This window comes from Mucilaginibacter boryungensis, assembly GCF_015221995.1.
Taxonomy (GTDB): Bacteria; Bacteroidota; Bacteroidia; order Sphingobacteriales; family Sphingobacteriaceae; genus Mucilaginibacter; species Mucilaginibacter boryungensis.
This window is the reverse complement of the sequence record NZ_JADFFM010000001.1, coordinates 210,115-228,972: the sequence shown is the minus strand read 5'-3', so window position 1 is coordinate 228,972 and position 18,858 is coordinate 210,115. Positions and strand designations below refer to the sequence as shown.

General features: G+C 43.9%; 20 protein-coding genes and 2 tRNA genes. 11 read left to right on the top strand and 11 right to left on the bottom strand.

The window, feature by feature from the left end:
- Positions 1-52: 52 nt before the first annotated feature.
- The 4 genes from IRJ18_RS01035 to IRJ18_RS01020 all read left to right on the top strand — a co-directional run bounded on the left by IRJ18_RS01035 (position 53) and on the right by IRJ18_RS01020 (position 3,768).
- Positions 53-1,330 carry a hypothetical protein gene (locus tag IRJ18_RS01035; protein WP_194104346.1) on the top strand — a complete coding sequence of 426 codons (1,278 nt, stop codon included), beginning with the start codon at positions 53-55 and terminating at the stop codon, positions 1,328-1,330.
- Positions 1,331-1,491: 161 nt separating this feature from the next.
- Positions 1,492-2,244: a hypothetical protein gene (locus tag IRJ18_RS01030; RefSeq protein ID WP_194104345.1), complete on the top strand. Its 753-nt coding sequence runs from the start codon at positions 1,492-1,494 to the stop codon at positions 2,242-2,244.
- Positions 2,245-2,731: 487 nt separating this feature from the next.
- Positions 2,732-3,310 (top strand): Crp/Fnr family transcriptional regulator, encoded by a 579-nt coding sequence (locus IRJ18_RS01025; RefSeq protein WP_194104344.1) that lies wholly within the window; start codon positions 2,732-2,734, stop codon positions 3,308-3,310.
- Positions 3,311-3,390: 80 nt separating this feature from the next.
- On the top strand, positions 3,391-3,768 hold the full coding sequence (locus IRJ18_RS01020; RefSeq protein ID WP_194104343.1) for a VOC family protein: 378 nt from the start codon (positions 3,391-3,393) through the stop codon (positions 3,766-3,768).
- Between the two features lie 94 nt (positions 3,769-3,862).
- Here IRJ18_RS01020 and IRJ18_RS01015 read toward each other — a convergent pair whose 3' ends face one another.
- A complete protein-coding gene (locus tag IRJ18_RS01015; RefSeq protein ID WP_194104342.1) occupies positions 3,863-4,888 on the bottom strand; it encodes a WD40/YVTN/BNR-like repeat-containing protein in 1,026 nt (341 codons plus the stop codon).
- A gap of 166 nt (positions 4,889-5,054) precedes the next feature.
- Here IRJ18_RS01015 and IRJ18_RS01010 point away from each other — a divergent pair.
- Together IRJ18_RS01010 and IRJ18_RS01005 are read left to right on the top strand one after the other, a co-directional pair.
- A tRNA-Leu gene (locus tag IRJ18_RS01010) sits at positions 5,055-5,138 on the top strand.
- Positions 5,139-5,229: 91 nt separating this feature from the next.
- Positions 5,230-5,313 (top strand) — tRNA-Leu (locus tag IRJ18_RS01005).
- Positions 5,314-5,320: 7 nt separating this feature from the next.
- Here IRJ18_RS01005 and IRJ18_RS01000 read toward each other — a convergent pair.
- The 8 genes from IRJ18_RS01000 to IRJ18_RS00965 form a co-directional block, all read right to left on the bottom strand.
- Positions 5,321-5,794, bottom strand: coding sequence for an inorganic diphosphatase (locus IRJ18_RS01000; RefSeq protein ID WP_194104341.1), 474 nt, complete (start codon positions 5,792-5,794; stop codon positions 5,321-5,323).
- Between the two features lie 10 nt (positions 5,795-5,804).
- Entirely contained in the window at positions 5,805-6,035 is a 231-nt protein-coding gene (locus IRJ18_RS00995) for a hypothetical protein (protein WP_194104340.1), read from the bottom strand.
- Positions 6,036-6,253: 218 nt separating this feature from the next.
- Positions 6,254-6,415 carry a hypothetical protein gene (locus tag IRJ18_RS00990; protein WP_194104339.1) on the bottom strand — a complete coding sequence of 54 codons (162 nt, stop codon included), beginning with the start codon at positions 6,413-6,415 and terminating at the stop codon, positions 6,254-6,256.
- A 46-nt stretch (positions 6,416-6,461) separates the two neighbouring features.
- On the bottom strand, positions 6,462-7,229 hold the full coding sequence (locus tag IRJ18_RS00985; RefSeq protein WP_194104338.1) for a DUF72 domain-containing protein: 768 nt from the start codon (positions 7,227-7,229) through the stop codon (positions 6,462-6,464).
- A 12-nt stretch (positions 7,230-7,241) separates the two neighbouring features.
- On the bottom strand, positions 7,242-7,610 hold the full coding sequence (locus IRJ18_RS00980; RefSeq protein ID WP_194104337.1) for a SpoIIAA family protein: 369 nt from the start codon (positions 7,608-7,610) through the stop codon (positions 7,242-7,244).
- Between the two features lie 133 nt (positions 7,611-7,743).
- A complete protein-coding gene (locus IRJ18_RS00975) occupies positions 7,744-8,886 on the bottom strand; it encodes a TlpA disulfide reductase family protein (RefSeq protein WP_194104336.1) in 1,143 nt (380 codons plus the stop codon).
- A gap of 51 nt (positions 8,887-8,937) precedes the next feature.
- Entirely contained in the window at positions 8,938-10,074 is a 1,137-nt protein-coding gene (locus IRJ18_RS00970; RefSeq protein WP_194104335.1) for a TlpA disulfide reductase family protein, read from the bottom strand.
- Between the two features lie 98 nt (positions 10,075-10,172).
- Positions 10,173-11,357 carry a formimidoylglutamase gene (locus IRJ18_RS00965; protein WP_194104334.1) on the bottom strand — a complete coding sequence of 395 codons (1,185 nt, stop codon included), beginning with the start codon at positions 11,355-11,357 and terminating at the stop codon, positions 10,173-10,175.
- Between the two features lie 173 nt (positions 11,358-11,530).
- Here IRJ18_RS00965 and IRJ18_RS00960 point away from each other — a divergent pair, with 173 nt between their 5' ends.
- The 4 genes from IRJ18_RS00960 (at position 11,531) to IRJ18_RS00945 (ending at position 14,832) form a co-directional block, all read left to right on the top strand.
- Positions 11,531-12,499, top strand: a complete 969-nt coding sequence (locus IRJ18_RS00960; protein ID WP_194104333.1) for an NAD-dependent epimerase/dehydratase family protein — start codon at positions 11,531-11,533, stop codon at positions 12,497-12,499.
- 91 nt (positions 12,500-12,590) lie between these two features.
- Positions 12,591-13,421, top strand: a complete 831-nt coding sequence (locus tag IRJ18_RS00955) for an N-acetylmuramoyl-L-alanine amidase family protein (protein WP_194104332.1) — start codon at positions 12,591-12,593, stop codon at positions 13,419-13,421.
- Positions 13,422-13,622: 201 nt separating this feature from the next.
- A complete protein-coding gene (locus tag IRJ18_RS00950) occupies positions 13,623-14,225 on the top strand; it encodes a trimeric intracellular cation channel family protein (RefSeq protein WP_194104331.1) in 603 nt (200 codons plus the stop codon).
- Positions 14,226-14,340: 115 nt separating this feature from the next.
- Complete coding sequence (locus tag IRJ18_RS00945) at positions 14,341-14,832, top strand: hypothetical protein (RefSeq protein WP_194104330.1); 492 nt, start codon at positions 14,341-14,343, stop codon at positions 14,830-14,832.
- 93 nt (positions 14,833-14,925) lie between these two features.
- On the opposite strand, the gene IRJ18_RS00940 is transcribed toward IRJ18_RS00945, so the two are convergent.
- Positions 14,926-15,936, bottom strand: a complete 1,011-nt coding sequence (locus IRJ18_RS00940; protein ID WP_194104329.1) for a formylglycine-generating enzyme family protein — start codon at positions 15,934-15,936, stop codon at positions 14,926-14,928.
- A 114-nt stretch (positions 15,937-16,050) separates the two neighbouring features.
- Here IRJ18_RS00940 and IRJ18_RS00935 point away from each other — a divergent pair, with 114 nt between their 5' ends.
- Complete coding sequence (locus tag IRJ18_RS00935; protein ID WP_194104328.1) at positions 16,051-17,580, top strand: carboxylesterase/lipase family protein; 1,530 nt, start codon at positions 16,051-16,053, stop codon at positions 17,578-17,580.
- 67 nt (positions 17,581-17,647) lie between these two features.
- Here the strand turns inward: IRJ18_RS00935 and IRJ18_RS00930 are convergent, their stop codons facing one another.
- Positions 17,648-18,823 (bottom strand): glycosyltransferase family 2 protein, encoded by a 1,176-nt coding sequence (locus IRJ18_RS00930; RefSeq protein WP_194104327.1) that lies wholly within the window; start codon positions 18,821-18,823, stop codon positions 17,648-17,650.
- Between the last annotated feature and the right edge of the window lie 35 nt (positions 18,824-18,858).

Genomic DNA, 18,858 nt, shown 5'->3' with positions numbered 1-18,858 from the left:
TACTATTTTTAATACTAGAGAAATCGCTTTGTGTATATGGTTAATAATAGCCATGATAGTAGGTTTATGTATCGATTCCGTTCGAAATAGCTTAAAGGATATCCTGAAAACATTGTTTGTCTGGAAAATAATGATCTGGTTATTGGCTATGGTTGTTTATATCTCAATCTTTATTTATGGTTTTTATCAGGCTGGATTGTGGACTCCCGAACTGCTGAAAGATACAATATTTTATATGTTATTTTCAGCAACAGTCAGCATGTTTAAGGCGAGTAAAATCAGCGAGGGCAAACATTTTTTTTTGCAAATGCTTAAAGAAAATTTAAAACTCGGTATTGTTTTTGAATTTTTAATAGGTCAATACCCATTCCCATTATGGATTGAACTATTTATTATACCCATGGCAGTTTTATTAGCCGGTATGCAAGGGGCCACGCGCAGCGATACTAAATCCGGAATAGTTAATAAACTTATTAAATTCATATGGACGATCGCTGGCGTTATTGTGATTTGCCATGTTAGTTATTCATTTATTCAGCATATTCGTGACCTACTTTCGATAGATACACTCCGACAAATTTTACTTGTTCCAAATTTGACTTTAATTTTTATTCCATTTTTATATGCTTTGTCCCTACGGATAGTTTATGAAGAGCAATTTGTGTTGTTGAGATTTAAGTTGAAAAACAAAAAATTGCAGCGCTTCGCCGAACGTCAAGCGATATTGAAGTTTAAAAATGATTTGACTGGGCTAAAAAGGTGGGTAAACCGATGGAATCTTTCACGCCCACAAACTCGTGGTGAAATTGTAGCAACTATCAATGACTTCAAGGCACAACAGCAATTGGAAAAAGCGCCTCCAACAGTTCCGCCACAGTTGGGCTGGTCACCTTATTGGGCGAAAGAATTGTTGTCTGACGAAAAGTTAAGGCCGACATTTTATGATCCTGTTTATGAAGGAAAATGGGCTGCTAGATCAGGTAATTTGAAACTGGATAAGGATTGGTCAGGCAACGGGATTAATTATAGCGTCACCGGTACCAAGCTAGTAGCAAATGAACTAGAGCTACGTCTAACGGTGTATGAGCCCCCAAAAATAGGATCTTTGGGTATCACGTTTCGTGAAAAAGCTCTCATCCTCTACAAAGTCGCTGTAGGCTCAGAACCACCGTTGAAACTAAATAGTAGCTTAATAAACTTAAAAAAATTAAAATTTAAACACGGTTGTTACTATATAACACTGGAGAAATCAACTTGGGGTAATATCACTGAAGGGTATGACTTAATATTTATCATCAGTACAACACCCCAGCTCCAACCTATCATATAACAACAAATGAGCATAAATACTGCTCTAACTAAGCGATTGCGATAACAATGGTTTTGTGTTTAAATTACTATTCTTGCTAATTAACTTTAACCGTTTTTAAATTTATTTATACCTTACCTTGGAGTAGATAGTGTATATAAATATTTGATTAACATATAAATATGCCTCTTGTAGATATGCTTGGTAAAATCAATTGGTCGCTTTTCCTTTCAACCCTAACTGGTGTTCTTGCAATTTTTGCTGGGATAGTAGCTTGGAGTGAGAAGAACAAAGACGATAAAAAAACGATTGAATTTCAACGACAAACTATTGAACTTCAACAGAAAATTAATGACATAACAAATAAAAACCTCGAGAAGGCTGAAGAATTATCAAAGCAATATAAAAAAAATGCCCAAATGCAGGAAGAGCTAAACAATTATGTGACTGGGGGTAATACTAAGCCAACAATTCTAATTAATTGTTTTAAAAGACCTTTTGAATTAATAGGTGATAGCTATTCAATCAATGTTGATCTTGAAAATAAAGGTAAGTATCCGTTACAAAATGTTATATGTACAGTTAATGATGTTAGTTGCGCAGCAACACAAAAACATGTAAGAGAAATTAGAACATTAGGTGGATGGGTAGGACGTCGACCTCCGTTAAAACCCGAAGAACAAGAAGAAGTTGAGTTTAATACCAATATTGGTTCTGTAGCCCCCAATTCTCGGTTCCCAATTTTTACAGGAGTCTATAACTTTCAATATTCTAAAATACCACCGGGATTCGTCATTAAAGTGCGTTGGAATAATGGAGACGTTATTTATTATTTCCACGGCAAACTTTTAGATGACAAGTTAATCGATGATGGCACAAGCGAAATGGTCTTCAACGGAAAAAAAATGAATTTGGCAAATATTGAAATAAAATAATAATTTATTAAAGTCATTATTTATTGTTTAAATAAATTTAACTCTCCCTCCGTTACCGCACACACCCACTTGTAACCAAGTAATAAAACCTACCGCAAGTCTCTGACATTTAATAAAATCTAATTCAGATATTTGTGCCCTCCGTGCTGGCGCACGCGTGTCGCGTGTGTTTAATCAATTACACAAATTGGTAGATTGCTTGTCCCTCGCAATGACGGAGTAATGATTCACAGAACCCGTCAGCTCCCTCCCGCGTTAGCGATAGCAGTGGATACCGGCCTTGTGGCTAAGGCCTGCAGGCGTATGAACGAATAGCGCGGGCCCCGATGGTTATCAGGGCAACGCCATAATCCCTCCGCTACCGCAAGCATCCCCGCTTGTGGTAACTAAGCAAACGCTATCCATACTCATCTACTTTAAAAATCTAATTCAGATATTTGTAGCGCACCCTCTCATCAAAAGGGAGCGCGTATTATCATCTACATTAATGGAGGCCAGCTTTTTCCGGGAAATTTACAATCACCCGTCTTTAAAAAAGGAAGACTATGAGCTAATTGCTAAAGCACACCAACAAATAGCATTTGCGGGTGGCGCAACGCTTTTAAAAATTGGCAGCACGGCTAAGGCGTTTTACCTTATCGAAAAAGGCTTATTCCGGTCGTTTTTGTATGATTATGAAGGGAACGAGATCACTACCGAATTTTATTGCCCGGGCGATATATTGATCGAGTCCTTCTCACTTTTCCAACGGATCCCTTCGAAAGAAAACTTCCAGGCCATAACGGATGGCACCGCCTGGAAAATTGAGTATGATGCATTCCAGGAACTGCTTGCTACCATAGAAGGCTTTAGGGAATGGGGGCGGGCGTGGGCAACCAACCAGCTATTTGTTTTAAAGCAGCGGTCTATAGACGCGCTGACCATTAGCGCTACCGAGCGGTATTTAACCCTGATGGACAGGAAGCCGCAAATTATTTTACAATCGCCGCTGAAGTACATAGCCTCGTATTTAGGCATTACCGATACCTCGCTAAGCAGGATCAGGAAAGAAATTTCGGCCGGTTAGTTTCTTGCCATATGGCAAGTGCATTGTTCTGCACTGCAATTAATTTTGACGGTATTAAACGGAAATTAAAAGCTGAAACTATGAACAACGTAATTAATTGGTTCGAGATATACACCTCAGATTTCGACAGGGCTAAAAAGTTTTATACCGATGTGTTTAAATTGGAACTGACCGATTTGCCGGTGAGCAGCGACAGGCATTCGCAAATGAAATACGCTACTTTCCCGGTTGGGGTAAACGGCATTGCCGGCGCCCTGGTTAAAATGGACGAGGTGAAACCCGGCGCGGGCGGCACCTTGGTATATTTTGATTCGGCGGAAATTAATGATGAACTAAGCCGCGTTGAAGCCGCGGGCGGTAGGATATTGCGCCCGAAACTGAATATTGGCGATTTTGGGTTTATAGCCCTGGTTGAAGATAGCGAAGGGAACCTGATAGGCTTGCACTCTATGGCTTAACGGTAAAGCCACCCATCTGGCGCAAGTATGCACCGCTGACCAGGGCGCCGTATACTTGCGCTTTAATCCAACCTGTTCACTGCAGTTTCCGGCATCAGTTCTTCGCGGGTGTAAAAATGGCTATTTTGCCTTTGTCGCCGGCCAGTAGTATCAGGTTTCCTTTTTTGGCTTTGCGGCAAACGTTATAACTCACGTTGTCTATGGGCTGCCAATTGCGGCCGCCATCTGTGCTTATGTTACTGCCCGGCGTACCTGTTGACAGATAAACGTCATCATGTATATGTTCCACGCATGATTGGTAACCCGCCGGGAATGTGTTGCTGAGCCGAATGCTATTTAAATAACCCGCCGTAGTAATATCAAACAGGCAGGCCGTACTATCCGTAACTTTATCGTGCGAGTAGTCCCCGCCGGTAACTACCTTCCCTGTTTCATCTATAGAAAAAGCGCCCTGGCTGCCCTCCCCGTGTTTAACCGGCAAATATGCCGATGTCCATTTGGTGTTGTTAGTAGGGCTGCTTAGCCAACGCGCAACTTTCCCGCCGGTTACTATGCTAATTTGCCCTTTATATACCCGCAGGCATGTGCCGCTGGCTGCAAACGCCGCCTCGCCGGGCATCGCATCGGGTTGGGTAGTCAGGGGGCGCCAGCTGTTGCCGCCATCGGTGGTTTCCAGCACGAGGAACTTATTATTTATCGGGTCGCCTAAAATAAAGCCGTGCTTTTTATTGGCAAAATCCATCGCATCTAAAAAGTAAGCTTTATCGCTATTGCTATATTTCAGCTCCCAGGTAGTGCCGCCATCGGTAGTTTTTAAAATAACCGCCGGTGTGCCCGAACTCATGATGATGGCCTCCTTAGCCGAAAATGCTTCGATATCCCTGAAGTCGAACTGTTCGTAACCCTTCACCTGTTGCCAGTTCCAGGTTTTGCCGCCGTCGGTAGTTTGCGCTATATACCCTTTGCTGCCGCTTATCCAGGCCGTTTTATCATCTACAACGGATAGGCCGCGGATGCTGGTTGGCTTGCCCTGCTGCAATAAGGTGATGGTTTGCGCTTTAATTGAACTGGTGCAAAACAGCAATACAACAGGCAGGATTACGTTACAGATGATGCGCATAGCAATTGGGATTTGATAAGGAAACTAAGGTAGCTTTTACAAGGCTTAACGCAAAATAACGCTGATTTTTTAGCGATTTTATTAAACGGTTATTGCAGAAAAGATTTATATTTGCACCCTTGTTAAGCAAAAGACAGCATTTAAAAATGCGCTTGAGCTATTTCAGGCCCGGATGGCGAAATTGGTAAACGTTGCGGTCTCAGAAGCCGTTGAGAATTGTCTCTTGAGAGTTCGAGTCTCTCTTCGGGCACATCCCTTTAAGTCGAAAGTCTTAAGTTAAAAGTCTAAAAAGTCGGCACTGACTTATGACTAACAACTTAAGACTTTGTACTTTAAAACAAGCCCGGGTGGCGAAATTGGTAGACGCACCATCTTGAGGGGGTGGCATTCGTAAGGATGTACGAGTTCGAATCTCGTTCCGGGCACTTCAAATCAACTGTCTATTAAGCGGTAGGCCGCTGCGGCATCCAGCCGTGCCAATACTTCAAATTGCTTACCGGCCTGCTTATTATAGTTTTTAAAAAAAGCTTCCAGCTGGTTTAGTATGTTTTCGGACAGTTGTTCCAACTCATCAACCTCAGCATACAACTGGGAAACCTCGGGTATACCTATAAACCTGTCGTTACGAACGGTTTTACCATCGCGTTCGGTTTGCAGGGCTTGTATGCCGCCAATAATACGGCAATCTATCAGGCAGCCGGGGAAGCTGGTGGTCTCGGATATAATAATAATGTCCAGCGGGTCGCCGTCCTCGCCTTTGGTGCCGGGTATCGAACCAAAATCGAATGGGAAACTCAGCCCTGCGGGCAATATTTTACTAAGTTTAAAACGGTTGGTTTGGGGGTCGTAATCTAATTTATGGTTACTGCCTTTAGGGCATTCCGTCATTGCTGTAATAACTTTCATAGCTATTATCTTAATAATGCAAAACCCGGGAAGATTGGGGCTCGATCTGGCTGACCGCCAGTTTAACTTCAATATCAGCGATAGATATCATCCGCGAATGGCATAACTCGCAATAATGGTTTTCAGTTAAAGTAGTAATGGTTAAGGGTAGCTCGTCCACACGTATCGTATCACTAAAATATACAGACCCATGGCACGCTTTATTAAAGCAATAATATGTGATGTAACTTTTAGTTTTCATTTTGATATTGATAGATGCTTAATAATAACCAACAAAATGTGGTTAATGTTTTATCCTCATACTAAATAAAAAACGATCAGAAAAACAGACACCGGCAATACGCCATTTGGACGATTTATCCTACACTGTTATTGCTAAAACATAGGGCAAAAAAACAAGCAGCGTATCTGTTATAGAAGCGCTGCTTGCATGTTTTCAATAGGTAACGTATATATTGATCAGGCAATTAATCCCGTGTTATTAGGGAAATAAACCTGGTTGTTGCGTAAAAATTGCCTGCTGGTAGCTTTAAAAGCATCCAGATTGTCTTTCAGTACCGCTTTAATAAATTTTTCGGTTGCTGTTAAGCGATGTTGCGAATTCAATTTTAATACTTTCATATTACCTGTAATGCCAAAAATGTGCCAAACCTGGCTAACAGTGGTATTAAAAAAAATTGCCCGCTACAAATTTATTCAGGCTGATAAGATTATCGATAGCGCTGCCCATGGTATTGTTAAAATAGGCATATACGGTTTTGCCATCGGCCATCCAATCCTGTATGTAAGTCGCGTATTCCTGTAAAAAATCATCGGTATAACTGCCCCGGTAGCCGCCATTAGGGCCATGAAAACGGAGGTATATAAAATTGGCTTCGGTTTCCATTAGCGGCGCGGCCGATGCCGGCATATCATGCAGTACTATCCCCATGCCATATTTGTCCAGTAAATAGTAGGTGCTGTCCTGATACCAGGATGCATGACGAAACTCTACCGCCGTCTGCCATTGCATATCCGGATCAGCCTGCCTGATATAATTAAGCAGATTTTCCAGTTGCGGTACCTTGTCCGCCCTTACAGATGCCGGGAATTGAACAAGCAGGCTGCCCTTTTTTGCTTCCGCACGGTTAATAACTTCCATAAACCGGAAAATATTGTCCGGATTAAAAACCAGTTCCTTGTTATGTGTAATATCGCGCCACAGCTTATAAGTGAACCTGAAATTATCCGGCACTATACTGCTCCATTTAGCAACCGTGTTACCCATGGGCGGGTTATAGAACGAGCTATTGATCTCGATACTATTAAATAACGACGCATAAAAAGCCAGGCGGGGCTGATCCTGAAACTCTACCGGATATGCCTGTTTGTTAGGTACCGGCAATACCAATCCGCTTGTACCGGAAAAGAATTTACTTGCTGACAGGTCGTCCATACCCTACTAAAATTATTCTTTTGCCGAGATCCACGCCACCGCTTCATCCAGTTCATTCAAAGCAAAGCCCTTTGATTTTCCCGGGACAAAAAACCGGAACACATCACTAAACCATTCCACACCCTTTTGGTCGGTAACCACGGCTATTTTGTTCCATTTGGTAAAGTTTTTCAAACCCAGTTTAAGGTCGTCCCACCAGGCACTTAAGGTGAAGTTGCCCACATCAGTTTGCGGTACCAGTAAATAATTAATTTCACCCTGGCGGGCTACCAGTTCATCAATGCGGGGGATCAGTACTTTTTCCATGTCGTCTTTGGTTACTTCGCCCGTGGCGCGTATACCCACTACATGGGGTGGCAAATCATTAATATATTGAAGCATATATTCTTTCGTTTTTATAAAGAGTAACGCATCAACGCCATACAGGTTTTATTTTGTGCAAACCGATTTTACAGTAAACAAAAAGCCCGGTGCAATTAATTGCACCGGGCTTTTTGTTTAGCAATGTCAGCAATTATATTTTGTCAAATATCTGCGCCAGTTTATCTTCCAGGTCCTTACCGCGTAAGTTTTTACCGATAATTTTACCTGTCGGGTCTAACAAATAGTTTTGAGGGATAGCCTGTACGCCATAAGCAGTTGATGCTGCATTGTTCCAATATTGAAGATCAGATACGTGCGTCCAGGTTAGTCCGTCTTTATGGATAGCAGCCAGCCACTTGGCTTTATCTCCCGGCTGATCTAACGATACCCCCAGGATAGTAAAGTTTTTATCTTTGTATTTATTATAAGCTTTAACCACGTTAGGGTTCTCTGCACGGCAAGGGCCGCACCATGAAGCCCAAAAATCTATCAGCAAGTACTTACCTTTAAATGATGACAGGCTAACCATTTTGCCACTGGTATCGGCCTGTGAAAATTCAGGGGCCATTTGTCCCAGCGCAACCAGTTTCCATTTTTCTAAACGGCCCGCGTAAGTTTTACCTGTAGTAGTATTGCGCACCCTTTCAGATAAAGCGTTGAACCACGGTGCCATCTCGGCATATTCCGGATAAGCACCACCCACACTGTTTAAGTTCACCAAACTCAGGTACGAATCGGGATGAGATTTAATGTACGATTTCGTTAGTTCACTTTGTTCTTTTTGCACCGCATTATATCTTGGCATAAAAGCATCGTCAAATTCTTTGGTCTTCTTAGTTTCCGCAGGGGTTGCATTATATTCGGCCATTAACATGGTCATTTTATCAGTGGCCGGTTTCATATATGCTTTGTACTCTGCATTTTCCAGGTTGGTACGGGTACCTGTAACTGTTGATTTTGCTAAGGAATCAGGGCTATTCAGGCTTATAGTTCCTTGTTCAAGATATATGCTAATCACATCCTGTTTAACTTTCCTGTTAAGGTTCATGTAACCAGCGCCTTTATAATCCAGCGTTAACGAGGCTGGTGTTAAATCCTTAACAGCTCCCGCGAAAGCGAAGTTACCGTTAACAATGTTAGCTGAATCCACAACCGGCTTTTTGTCAACTACATAGCTTAAATAAACTTTGGCCGGGGCGCCAATGCTGCCCGCCTTGCCTTTTATGGTATAGGCCGATTGTGCAAAAACAAATGCCGGCAGGCCGGCAAGTATAGTAATGATTAATTTTTTCATATCCGCAAAGATTAAGTTTGGTATTATATCATATGCAAGATAATGGTTTGCTTATATTTTCCCAAAAATTTTGGCCAGTTTGTTTTCCAGGTCGGCGCCGCGCAAATTTTTGCCAACAATTTTCCCATCCGGGTCTATCAGGTAGTTTTGCGGGATAGAACGTACAAAATACAGGGCCGCGGCTTCATTATTCCAATATTTCAAATCGGATACCTGGGTCCAGGTAAGCCCATCATTTTTCACAGCAGCCATCCAGTCGGCTTTACCATCAGGACGATCAAGCGATACGCCAATTATGGTAAACTTCTGCCCTTTGTATTTATTATAAGCGCGCACTACATTGGGGTTTTCCTGGCGGCACGGGCCGCACCATGATGCCCAAAAATCTATCAGCACATATTTGCCACGGAATGATGATAATTTAATAGGGTGGCCATCAGCATCATTTTGTGTAAAATCTGGAGCGATAGCCCCTATCGCTGTCGATTTAAGCTCATCAATAGAGATTTTCATGGCATACCCCGCTTCCGAACTTTTCAACGCATCAGAAAGGCCTGTATAAAGCGGTTCCAGCTCTTTTGGGTCGGCAGAGGGCCCACCTAACGAGCTTAGCGCCAGCAGGCTTAAATAACTATTAGAATTTTCCCTGATGTAGGTTTTTAAAACGCCTTCCTGTTCGGTTTGCAGGGCTTTTAATTTAGCCTGCAGGCTGTTTTGAAATTCGGCCGATTGCTGCTTCTCCTGCGGAACAGCTTTAGCTTCGGCTGCTACGGCTTTGGCTTTATTATTTACCAGGGCTAACTTAGCAGTAAGGGCTTTATTATCCTCATTAATTTTCGAACCTGTTATTTGCGCTTTGGAAACCGAATCGGCAGTGCTGATATTGATCTCTCCTTTTTCAAGATAAAAACTCAGGTTATCCGAACTGCGGTCAAGTTTGTTAATACCAACGCCTGCACGGTCTATTACCAATATAGCCCCAACAGGGTTTAGTACACGCCCCTTAATTACAAAGGTGCCGTTAATAATAGCGGCCGAATCAAGGACACGGTTAGCACCTAACTGGTAAAGCAAATAGGCTTTGGCGGGTGTGTTTAGTTTACCCACCTGCGCGGTAACTACAAAATCGTCCTGCGCACTGGCCAACAGGGGCACAAAAGCCAGTATATAGAAAAATAATTTCTTCATGAATTAAATATAAATCTTACTAACGTATAATAAGGGGTTAAAATTATGGTTTGGCTGCTGGTAATCAGCCATATTATTGTAAGATGCTTATTACACTATCAGTTTAACTTTTGATAAGTGCGCCACCAAAGGTCGGGCATTTCGCCCGATACGGCTATTTTATAATCGTCGTACCGGCAGGGCACCAGGTGGAAGCGCTCGTTTTGCGAGCCTCCCGTAGGGTAAGGCACCTGCATCCACCAGCGGTCTGATTTTTTGCTTTTCACAAATACCAGCTCATGCTCGTTGTGCTTCAAACTGGTTTTATAGATCAGGTATTGCGATTTGGGGTTTAGCGGGAAATCGCGCTTGCGGTTATAAAAACCATCAATAAAATACCATATCATCTGCGCCAGTAACGTGGCGGTTTGTCCGTTACTATCATAAGCCGGATTAAACTCGTAAAAGCCTATCGAAGTCAGCTTATCATTAAAGCCCGCATAACGCGCCAGCTGACAAGCCTCTTCTCCATAAAAACCGTTGGGCGTAGCGTTGGCATTGCCCATAGCGTCGGACGAACGGACAGCGCCTATATCAAAACTGATCATACTGGCGTTACGGATAACCGGTTCGGCAACTGCCACTTCCCCGCTTAATTCGCCCAGGCGATGAGTGTCGAAATAAAGCTTATCCATTACACGCAGGCTATCCTGGTTCACAAAATAAGTTTGATAGCCCAAATTGCTGAAGTTGAACAGGTAATTAGGCTCGTGCAGAAAAATTTTGTTCAGGTAGGATATAGATGTGGTTTCAATAGTTTCGGCAACCGAATCATCTTCCAAATCAAAACGCGGGTCTATCACAACCAGGTCAACCCGTTGTTCCAGTTCCTCGTAAGCCAGGTATTGGGCATAGGTAAGGTCCTGCCCGCCGCCGATAATCAACGGGAGTATATCTTTTTTTATCAGTTCGGCAACAACCGTTTTTAGTGCGAAATAGGTATCGGTAATGCTGGCGCCTTGTTTAATATTGCCAAGGTCCACTATTTTGGTTTTATAGCTCCCTTCGTACAACAAGTATAATTTCTCGCGCACATAATCGGGACCCAGCGCGCAGCCGGGGTTACCCACAGCGTTACGGTCTTCCAGCACACCTATAATGGCTATGTCTATTTTGTCGGCCTCCAGATCGGGGAAATCAACCGAATAGGATTCTATTTTACTCCCCATATGACTGGTGTAAAACCCAGTTTTAGGGACGATCTTTTTTAAGTCGACCGGCGAAAAAAAATCTGACAAAGACATATGCTTACAAATGTAAGATAATGTGCGGATGTGCAAATATGCAGATGTGCAAATTATGTGCAGGTATGCGAATATGCAGATGTGCAAATGAAGGATAATGCTGATGAGAATTAGGCATTAGTACATCAAAAAATTATCTGCACATTTGCACATCTGCATATTTGCACATTTTTATGATCCTAATAACAGGTGCTACGGGGTTTCTTGGGTCGGAAGTGGCCAAACAACTTGCCGAACAAGGCAAACGTATCCGTTGTACTAAGCGGGCTTCGTCTGTTATTCCTGATCTGTTGCTTCCTTACGGGAATATGATTGATTGGGTAGATGCCGACATGATGGACCACCCAGCCCTTGAAGATGCATTTGAAGGCGTAACCCAGGTATATCACTGCGCGGCCTGGGTATCATTAAAACAGGCCGATAAGGACCCGATGATACGTACCAATGTTGAGGGTACAGCTAATGTGGTTAATTTGTGCCTGCAATACGGCGTCCGCCTGGTACATGTAAGTTCGGTAGCAGCCATTGGCGAGGCCAAGCCAGGCGAAATGATTAACGAGAACCATCACCTTGACCAAACCGGCGACCATGACGGTTACGCGACATCAAAACTCGAGAGTGAAATGGAAGTATGGCGCGGCATTGCCGAAGGGTTAGATGCCGTAATTGTAAACCCAACTATAATAATTGGCCCCAACGCAGGTACTGCAGGCAGCGGGCAATTGTTTGAAACTGTGCGTAAGGGCCTGAAATATTATACATCGGGCAGCATTGGGTTTGTGGATGTGGAGGATGTGGCCAAAAGCATGATCATGTTAATGGAAAGCGGCATTACCGAACAACGCTATATTATTAATGCAGAAAACCGGCCTTACCAAAATATAGTGACCGAGATAGCCCGCGGCTTTAACCTGCCCGCACCTGCCAAACAAGCCAAACCCTGGATGATGGAACTGGCCTGGCGCGGCGCGGCCTTATGGGCAGCCATACGCGGTGGTGCCCCAGCTATTGATAAGGTAGCGGCGCGAAGCGCCAGTGTGGAGCGCAATTATGATAACAGCAAAATAAAGCAGGCCATTGCTATTAACTTTAAGCCCATTAGTCAGTCTATAATTAAAGTTTGCCAACGTTTAAAAGTTTAATAAAAGGCTATGGTTGCAGCATGTATATTTGCGGCTTGCAAACTTTTAATCGTATTGATTAACATTTTAATTATCCATTCGCTATTAAGCTATGCTGCAAATATTTACCCGCTTCAAATCCCAGGTTTTAACCCTTATATTTTTGCTGGGCGCGCTTTTTATAGGTAATGCCCGTGCCGAAGCGCAAAACCAGGGTGATGATGACAGCGGCCCTGGATTTAAGTTTAAAACGGTTGTGATTGATGCGGGGCACGGCGGTAAAGACCCTGGCGCGCATGGCGAAGTGGCAAAGGAAAAAAATGTAGCGCTGGCCATTGCCTTAAAACTACGGGATATCATTAAAGATGAAATGCCATCGTTAAACGTAATTATGACCCGCACTACCGATAAGTTTGTAGAACTGCAGGAACGCGCAGCCATTGCCAACCGCAATAAGGCCAACTTGTTTATTTCTATTCACTGCAATTCATCGCCCGAGCGGACTGGCAGTCGCAAAGGCACCCTGTTGTTGGTTTACGGTTTCCACCGCAAGGGCGAACAACTGGAAGCCTTGCGCGAGAATGCCTCTATTTACCAGGAAAAGGATTACAGCAAAAAATACGAAGGCTATAAAGGCAACGACCCCGCCTATTTTATTATGCTGAACATGTATATGAAAACCTACCGCGACCAGAGCATCAAATTTGGGAAGCTGGTAAACGAAGAATTTGTTGAACACGATAACCGCCGCAGCGAGGGTGTGCACGAACAAGGGTTACTGGTGCTGGCCCACAGCGCCCTGCCATCGGTACTGGTAGAGACCGGGTTTATCAATAACCCATCCGAAGAGAAGTACCTGAATTCGGACGAGGGGCAGGAAGAAATTGCCCGCTCTATCTGTCGTGCTTTGAAAAAATACCGCAAAGGGTTTGATCGAAATTAATTGGTATTGATATAAACTATGGATGAGAGACGTTACAATAAAGTAATGTCATTTCGAATGAGGTACGAGGAGAAATCTTCCAAGTGCAGCCGGCTTCCTATAGAAGATTTCTCCTCACGCCCACACTCAACCCCTTTAGTTCGTCGAAATGACATGAGGAGTTTTATATTTGAATAACCAATCATTATCAACCAATTTTAAATGAACGATAATTTCCCGGCCATTATTGAATTACTGGGCACAGTTGCCTTCACCGTATCTGGCGCATTTTCGGCTATGCAAAAGCGTATGGATATCTTCGGGGTGTTTGTACTGGGCTTTGTAACCGCTATAGGCGGCGGTACATTACGTGATATTTTAATTGGCAATGTGCCCGTAGCCTGGATGCGCGATATGAAGACGCCATTGATCATTCTGGGCACTACTATTGTCACCATCCTGTTTAAAAAGTACGTTAAGAATTTAAAGATCACCCTGTTTTTGTTTGATGCATTAGGGTTAGGGCTGTTTACCATTATTGGGATACAGAAAGGGTTGAACGCCCACCTGAACCCCGGTGCCTGTATTGCCCTTGGCACTATTACCGGTTGCTTTGGCGGCGTAGTGCGCGATATTTTAATTAACGAAATACCTGTCCTTTTTCGCAAGGAAATATACGCCACGGCCTGCATTGCCGGCGGTAGTTGTTATATATTATTGCTGATGTGCACCGATAAATTTATTGCCGAAGCCATTGCTATTATAGTGGTATGCACCATTCGTATTATCGCTATACGGCGCAATTGGAAGCTGCCATCGGTATAGTTGATATGGCCGCCCGGCAAGATATCAACCGCAGGTTAAATAAATATTTTTAACTTTTAAGAAACAAATTTACAACCCGCCCTGTTATTCCTTTACCAAATAAATCATATACATTATGGAAAACAATAACGGAGGATCGTTCAATCGCGACGATCAGAATCAGCGTTCTGGTTCACAAGATCAAAACAGCCAACAAGGCAATCAGCAAAACATGGGCAGCAACAGCGGCCAGGAACAACAAGCTAATTCGGGCCAGGGCAGTATGGGCAACAGCAGCTCACAAAACCAGGACCGCGATTCAGGCCAGAGCCGGCAAGACAGTAACAGCGGCAACCAGCAGGAACAGCAATCAAGCGGTAACATGGGCAGCACAGGTGGCGACATGGGCAACTCTGGTAACAGGAGTTCGCAAAACCAGGATTGGAATTCCAGCCAGGGCCAGCAGGACAGTAACCGCGGCAATCAGCAGGAACAGCAATCGGGAAGTGACATGGGTTACCACGACCAGGAAGCTTCGCGCAGCAATTCCGGCTCACAACGCAACGAGCCAGGTTTCAGCACTGAAGACCTAAACGATGACGATCTTGATAGTGATACTCAGATCTAATTACCAGTTTAAGCAACAAAGCCACCAAATTGAATGGTGGCTTTGTTATTTAAAGCATATTTTAACAGCTTCCTTTTTATAGAATAATACTATTTATTTAATATCCTCCACACACCTAAACCCTAAATTATCCGACGCGCTTTTTACCTCGCCTTTGCCCCTGCTGCCGGCTTTATAGCGGATACAATACTGATCGCTGCATAAAAATGAACCGCCGCGCTGCACACGGCAAACAGTACCAGGTTCGTCGGGGTTATAGCTATCTATAGGGCCTTGCGGGTTTAGTTTGGGACTTTTGCTATAGTAATCGGGCCGGTAAAAATCATTGCACCATTCCCACACATTACCATCCATATCATATAAACCATACCCATTTTTAGGGAACGATTTTACCGGCGCTACTCCTTCAAAGCCGTCCTCAGCCGTATTATGGTCGGGGAAATTTCCTTCGTATATATTGGCTACAAATTTGCCACCGGGTTTCAGTTCGTCGCCCCAGTAATATACATGGTCGCCTTTACCCCCTTTGGCCGCGAATTCCCATTCGGCTTCGGTTGGCAAGCGTTTACCAGCCCATTTAGCGTAAGCCAATGCATCTTCATAACATACCTGCACCACCGGATTGTTCGGGTGATCGGCCGCGTTACTTTGCGGGCCCTTAGGGTGTCGCCAGTTAGCGCCATGCACATAAACCCACCACTGGCCGGGGTCGTTTAAATCAACCTGTTGCGTCGGCGGTGTAAAAACCGCCGAACCTGCTACCAGGTTTTCGGCAGGCACACCGGGATAATCTTTAGCCAGCGGTGTTTTCTCGGCTACTGTAACATAATGGGTAGCGTTTACAAACGCTTCAAATTCGGCGTTGGTCACCTCGTGTTCGTCCATCAAAAACGGATCAACCGTAACAGCATGTACTGGTTTGGCGTCAGGAAACGAAGGGTCGTTTGTGCCCATATTAAAAGTGCCGCCGGGTATTTTTACCATTACCGGTTTAACAATGTCAATAGGTTCAGCAACATTTGCCTGCGCTGATGATTTTGGGTGCTGATTACAGGAAAAGCAAACCAGTGCGAATACAAATAAAAGATACAGGCCTTGTTTCATTAAATTAAATAATATTGATAGGACTAAGTTAAACTATATAACGGCATACTAAAAGTGAGGTATAAATATTAAGTTTGTTATACCCAATAAAACCATCTTTTAAACGATGTACCTATGAAAAAAACATGCCTGCTCTTAATCATTGTAATCACAGCTAAAGCTAATGCCCAAGGCCCTGTAGTAAAAACAGCGAACGGAACATTACAAGGTATTACAGAGGCAAGCGGTATACGATCGTTCAAAGGCATTCCCTTTGCGCAACCGCCAGTTGGCGATTTACGCTGGAAAGAACCACAGGCACCGCAAAACTGGAGCGGCGTGCGCAAAGCCGATCACTTTGGGCCGCAGGCTATGCAGCGTTTCATTTACAGCGATATGCAATTTCGCAGCGCGGGCGTTAGCGAGGATTGCCTGTACCTTAACGTTTGGACGCCCGCTACAACCAACCATGAAAAATTGCCTGTGCTTGTATACTTTTACGGCGGCGGTTTTAGCGCTGGCGATGGTTCTGAATACCGGTACGATGGCGAAGCATTGGCTAAACGCGGGATAGTCACTGTTACGGTAAATTATCGTCTGGGCATATTCGGATTTATGGCGCACCCCGAATTAACTAAAGAATCACCTAACCATGCATCGGGGAATTATGGTTTGCTTGATCAGCATGCCGCATTAGTTTGGGTACAAAAAAATATAGCTGCTTTTGGCGGTGATCCAAAACGGGTAACTATTGGTGGTGAATCGGCGGGTTCCATGTCTGTGAGCGGGCAAGTGGCTTCCCCACTGTCAAAAGGTTTGTTTGCCGGGGCTATAGGCGAAAGCGGGGCTTTATTGGGCAACCTCTCCCCTATGCCATTAGCAGCTGCCGAGCAAAACGGCGAAAAATTTGCTATGACCACAGGCGCAACTTCGCTTGCAGACCTGCGCAAAATTCCGGCTGATAAATTGCTGGAAATATCAGCCAAAGCACGTTTCGGAGCGACTATCGACGGTTATTTTTTACCGGAACAGCCGCAGACCATTTTCGCCGCCGGAAAACAAATGCATGTGCCGTTATTAGCTGGTTGGAATTCGGCCGAGGGTGGCTACACCGCCATTCTGGGTAAAGATGAACCCAACTTAGCTAACTATACAGCGGCAGTACAAAAACAATATGGTAACCGTGCAGCTGATATTTTAAAAGTATATGCACCCGCTACCGATGCGGATGTTAGCCGGGTAGCCACCGAACTGGCATCGGACAAATTTATAGCCTTTAGTACCTGGAAGTTTATTGATATGCAAAGTAAAACCAGCGGGCAGCCCGTTTATCGTTATTATTATACGCACAAACGACCGGCCTATGCCGATGGGAAACCAAATAACAGTCCCGGCGCGGTGCATTCGGCTGAAATTGAATACGCGCTGGGCAACCTGGCAACTAATAAGGTGTACGCCTGGACACGGGATGATTACCAGGTTTCGGAAACCATGCAAAACTATTTTGCAAACTTTATTAAAAGCGGAAACCCAAATGGGAAAGGCCTGGAAAAATGGGATACTTATAAAAGTGGTTCGCCTAATTTAATGATCATCGACGTAGTGTGTAAACCTACAGTATCCCAAACAGAAGCAAGATACTCATTACTGGACAACTGGAAGTAAACGCCCGGTTAACCCGGTCTGTACGGTATGATTAATGGCCGACGCTTTATGAACCTTGTAGGCATTGTTAACCCTTGCGCTGGGATTTTTCCCAGACTGCGCTTTGCTTACCCTTAAAATAACGGATAATACCAGCCAGCACAGCATAGTTCATTACACAAAAATAATAAGGTACAAATAGCGCCTTAATACGTATTTGCCGTTTTTCCATAATCAGGCCCAATAAGGCCAACAGGTAAAACATCACTTGCCCCAGCATTAAAAGGTTATATATCAGGCCGCCCGGCCCGGCAACAATTACCGCATTCAAAACAAAAGCCAGTATCATAAAAAATGGGGTAACCGTCCACCGTAAAACCCGGTGACTAATATATTGGAACGATAGCAGCGGATATTTAAAAATATTGAACAAACTTAACAAGCGCATAATAGATTGTATCCCGCCTGCAGCTATCCGCACTTTACGTTTTAATTCTTCACCCACGTTCTCAGATGCGGTTTCAGTGGCATAGGCATCCGGTTCGTACACTATCCGGTAACCATCGCGCGCTATATACATGGATATCATAAAATCATCCAGTATGGTATCGTCCGGTACAGGTTTATATAATTCCCGCCTTACGCTAAATAGTTCCCCCGCGGCACCTACAACAGAATACAGTTCTGAATCCCATTTTTTAAGCGCCGACTCGTACTTCCAGTAAAAGCCCTCCCCAGCCGCGCTGGCGTCATCAGTTTCTTCAATTTTCACCCGTTTTTCACCCGCTACCGCGCCTACTGTTTTATCGGCATAATGGCGGCATATTTTTAACATCGCCTGTTCGTTCAGCATGGTATTGGCATCGGTAAACACTGCTATCTCTGTATCCACAAAAGTCATGGCCCTGTGCACAGCCACTATTTTGCCCGAGCGGCCGGGTTGGTGCAATAATTGGATTTGCGGGTATCCGGCAATAATATCAGGTGTTTTATCTGATGAGCCATCTGTAACAAAAATCACCTTAAGCTTTCCTTCCGAATATTTCAGCGCAAGCGTATTGTTAATTTTTTCGCGGATGATATCCTGCTCATTATAAGCCGCAATTACCAGTGTGCAAAAGGGTAGTTCCGCATAATTTGCATCGGCTACCACTTTACGCCCGCGTATGGCCCGTTTTATTTTAATGATGATGAACAGCAGTATGCCATAGCCTACATAGGTGTAAAAGGCCATAAACAAACTTATCCAAAACAGTATCTCCATGTATTTATTGTTTAATCAGCTCTTTTATAATTACC

Bases quoted from the DNA above. Each gene is read 5' to 3' on its own strand.
- IRJ18_RS01035 (WP_194104346.1), top strand. From the start codon at position 53: ATGATAGTAGGTTTATGTATCGATTCCGTTCGAAATAGCTTAAAGGAT.
- IRJ18_RS01030 (WP_194104345.1), top strand. From the start codon at position 1,492: ATGCCTCTTGTAGATATGCTTGGTAAAATCAATTGGTCGCTTTTCCTT.
- IRJ18_RS01025 (WP_194104344.1), top strand. From the start codon at position 2,732: ATGGAGGCCAGCTTTTTCCGGGAAATTTACAATCACCCGTCTTTAAAA.
- IRJ18_RS01020 (WP_194104343.1), top strand. From the start codon at position 3,391: ATGAACAACGTAATTAATTGGTTCGAGATATACACCTCAGATTTCGAC.
- IRJ18_RS01015 (WP_194104342.1), bottom strand. From the start codon at position 4,888: ATGCGCATCATCTGTAACGTAATCCTGCCTGTTGTATTGCTGTTTTGC.
- IRJ18_RS01000 (WP_194104341.1), bottom strand. From the start codon at position 5,794: ATGAAAGTTATTACAGCAATGACGGAATGCCCTAAAGGCAGTAACCAT.
- IRJ18_RS00995 (WP_194104340.1), bottom strand. From the start codon at position 6,035: ATGAAAACTAAAAGTTACATCACATATTATTGCTTTAATAAAGCGTGC.
- IRJ18_RS00990 (WP_194104339.1), bottom strand. From the start codon at position 6,415: ATGAAAGTATTAAAATTGAATTCGCAACATCGCTTAACAGCAACCGAA.
- IRJ18_RS00985 (WP_194104338.1), bottom strand. From the start codon at position 7,229: ATGGACGACCTGTCAGCAAGTAAATTCTTTTCCGGTACAAGCGGATTG.
- IRJ18_RS00980 (WP_194104337.1), bottom strand. From the start codon at position 7,610: ATGCTTCAATATATTAATGATTTGCCACCCCATGTAGTGGGTATACGC.
- IRJ18_RS00975 (WP_194104336.1), bottom strand. From the start codon at position 8,886: ATGAAAAAATTAATCATTACTATACTTGCCGGCCTGCCGGCATTTGTT.
- IRJ18_RS00970 (WP_194104335.1), bottom strand. From the start codon at position 10,074: ATGAAGAAATTATTTTTCTATATACTGGCTTTTGTGCCCCTGTTGGCC.
- IRJ18_RS00965 (WP_194104334.1), bottom strand. From the start codon at position 11,357: ATGTCTTTGTCAGATTTTTTTTCGCCGGTCGACTTAAAAAAGATCGTC.
- IRJ18_RS00960 (WP_194104333.1), top strand. From the start codon at position 11,531: ATGATCCTAATAACAGGTGCTACGGGGTTTCTTGGGTCGGAAGTGGCC.
- IRJ18_RS00955 (WP_194104332.1), top strand. From the start codon at position 12,591: ATGCTGCAAATATTTACCCGCTTCAAATCCCAGGTTTTAACCCTTATA.
- IRJ18_RS00950 (WP_194104331.1), top strand. From the start codon at position 13,623: ATGAACGATAATTTCCCGGCCATTATTGAATTACTGGGCACAGTTGCC.
- IRJ18_RS00945 (WP_194104330.1), top strand. From the start codon at position 14,341: ATGGAAAACAATAACGGAGGATCGTTCAATCGCGACGATCAGAATCAG.
- IRJ18_RS00940 (WP_194104329.1), bottom strand. From the start codon at position 15,936: ATGAAACAAGGCCTGTATCTTTTATTTGTATTCGCACTGGTTTGCTTT.
- IRJ18_RS00935 (WP_194104328.1), top strand. From the start codon at position 16,051: ATGAAAAAAACATGCCTGCTCTTAATCATTGTAATCACAGCTAAAGCT.
- IRJ18_RS00930 (WP_194104327.1), bottom strand. From the start codon at position 18,823: ATGGAGATACTGTTTTGGATAAGTTTGTTTATGGCCTTTTACACCTAT.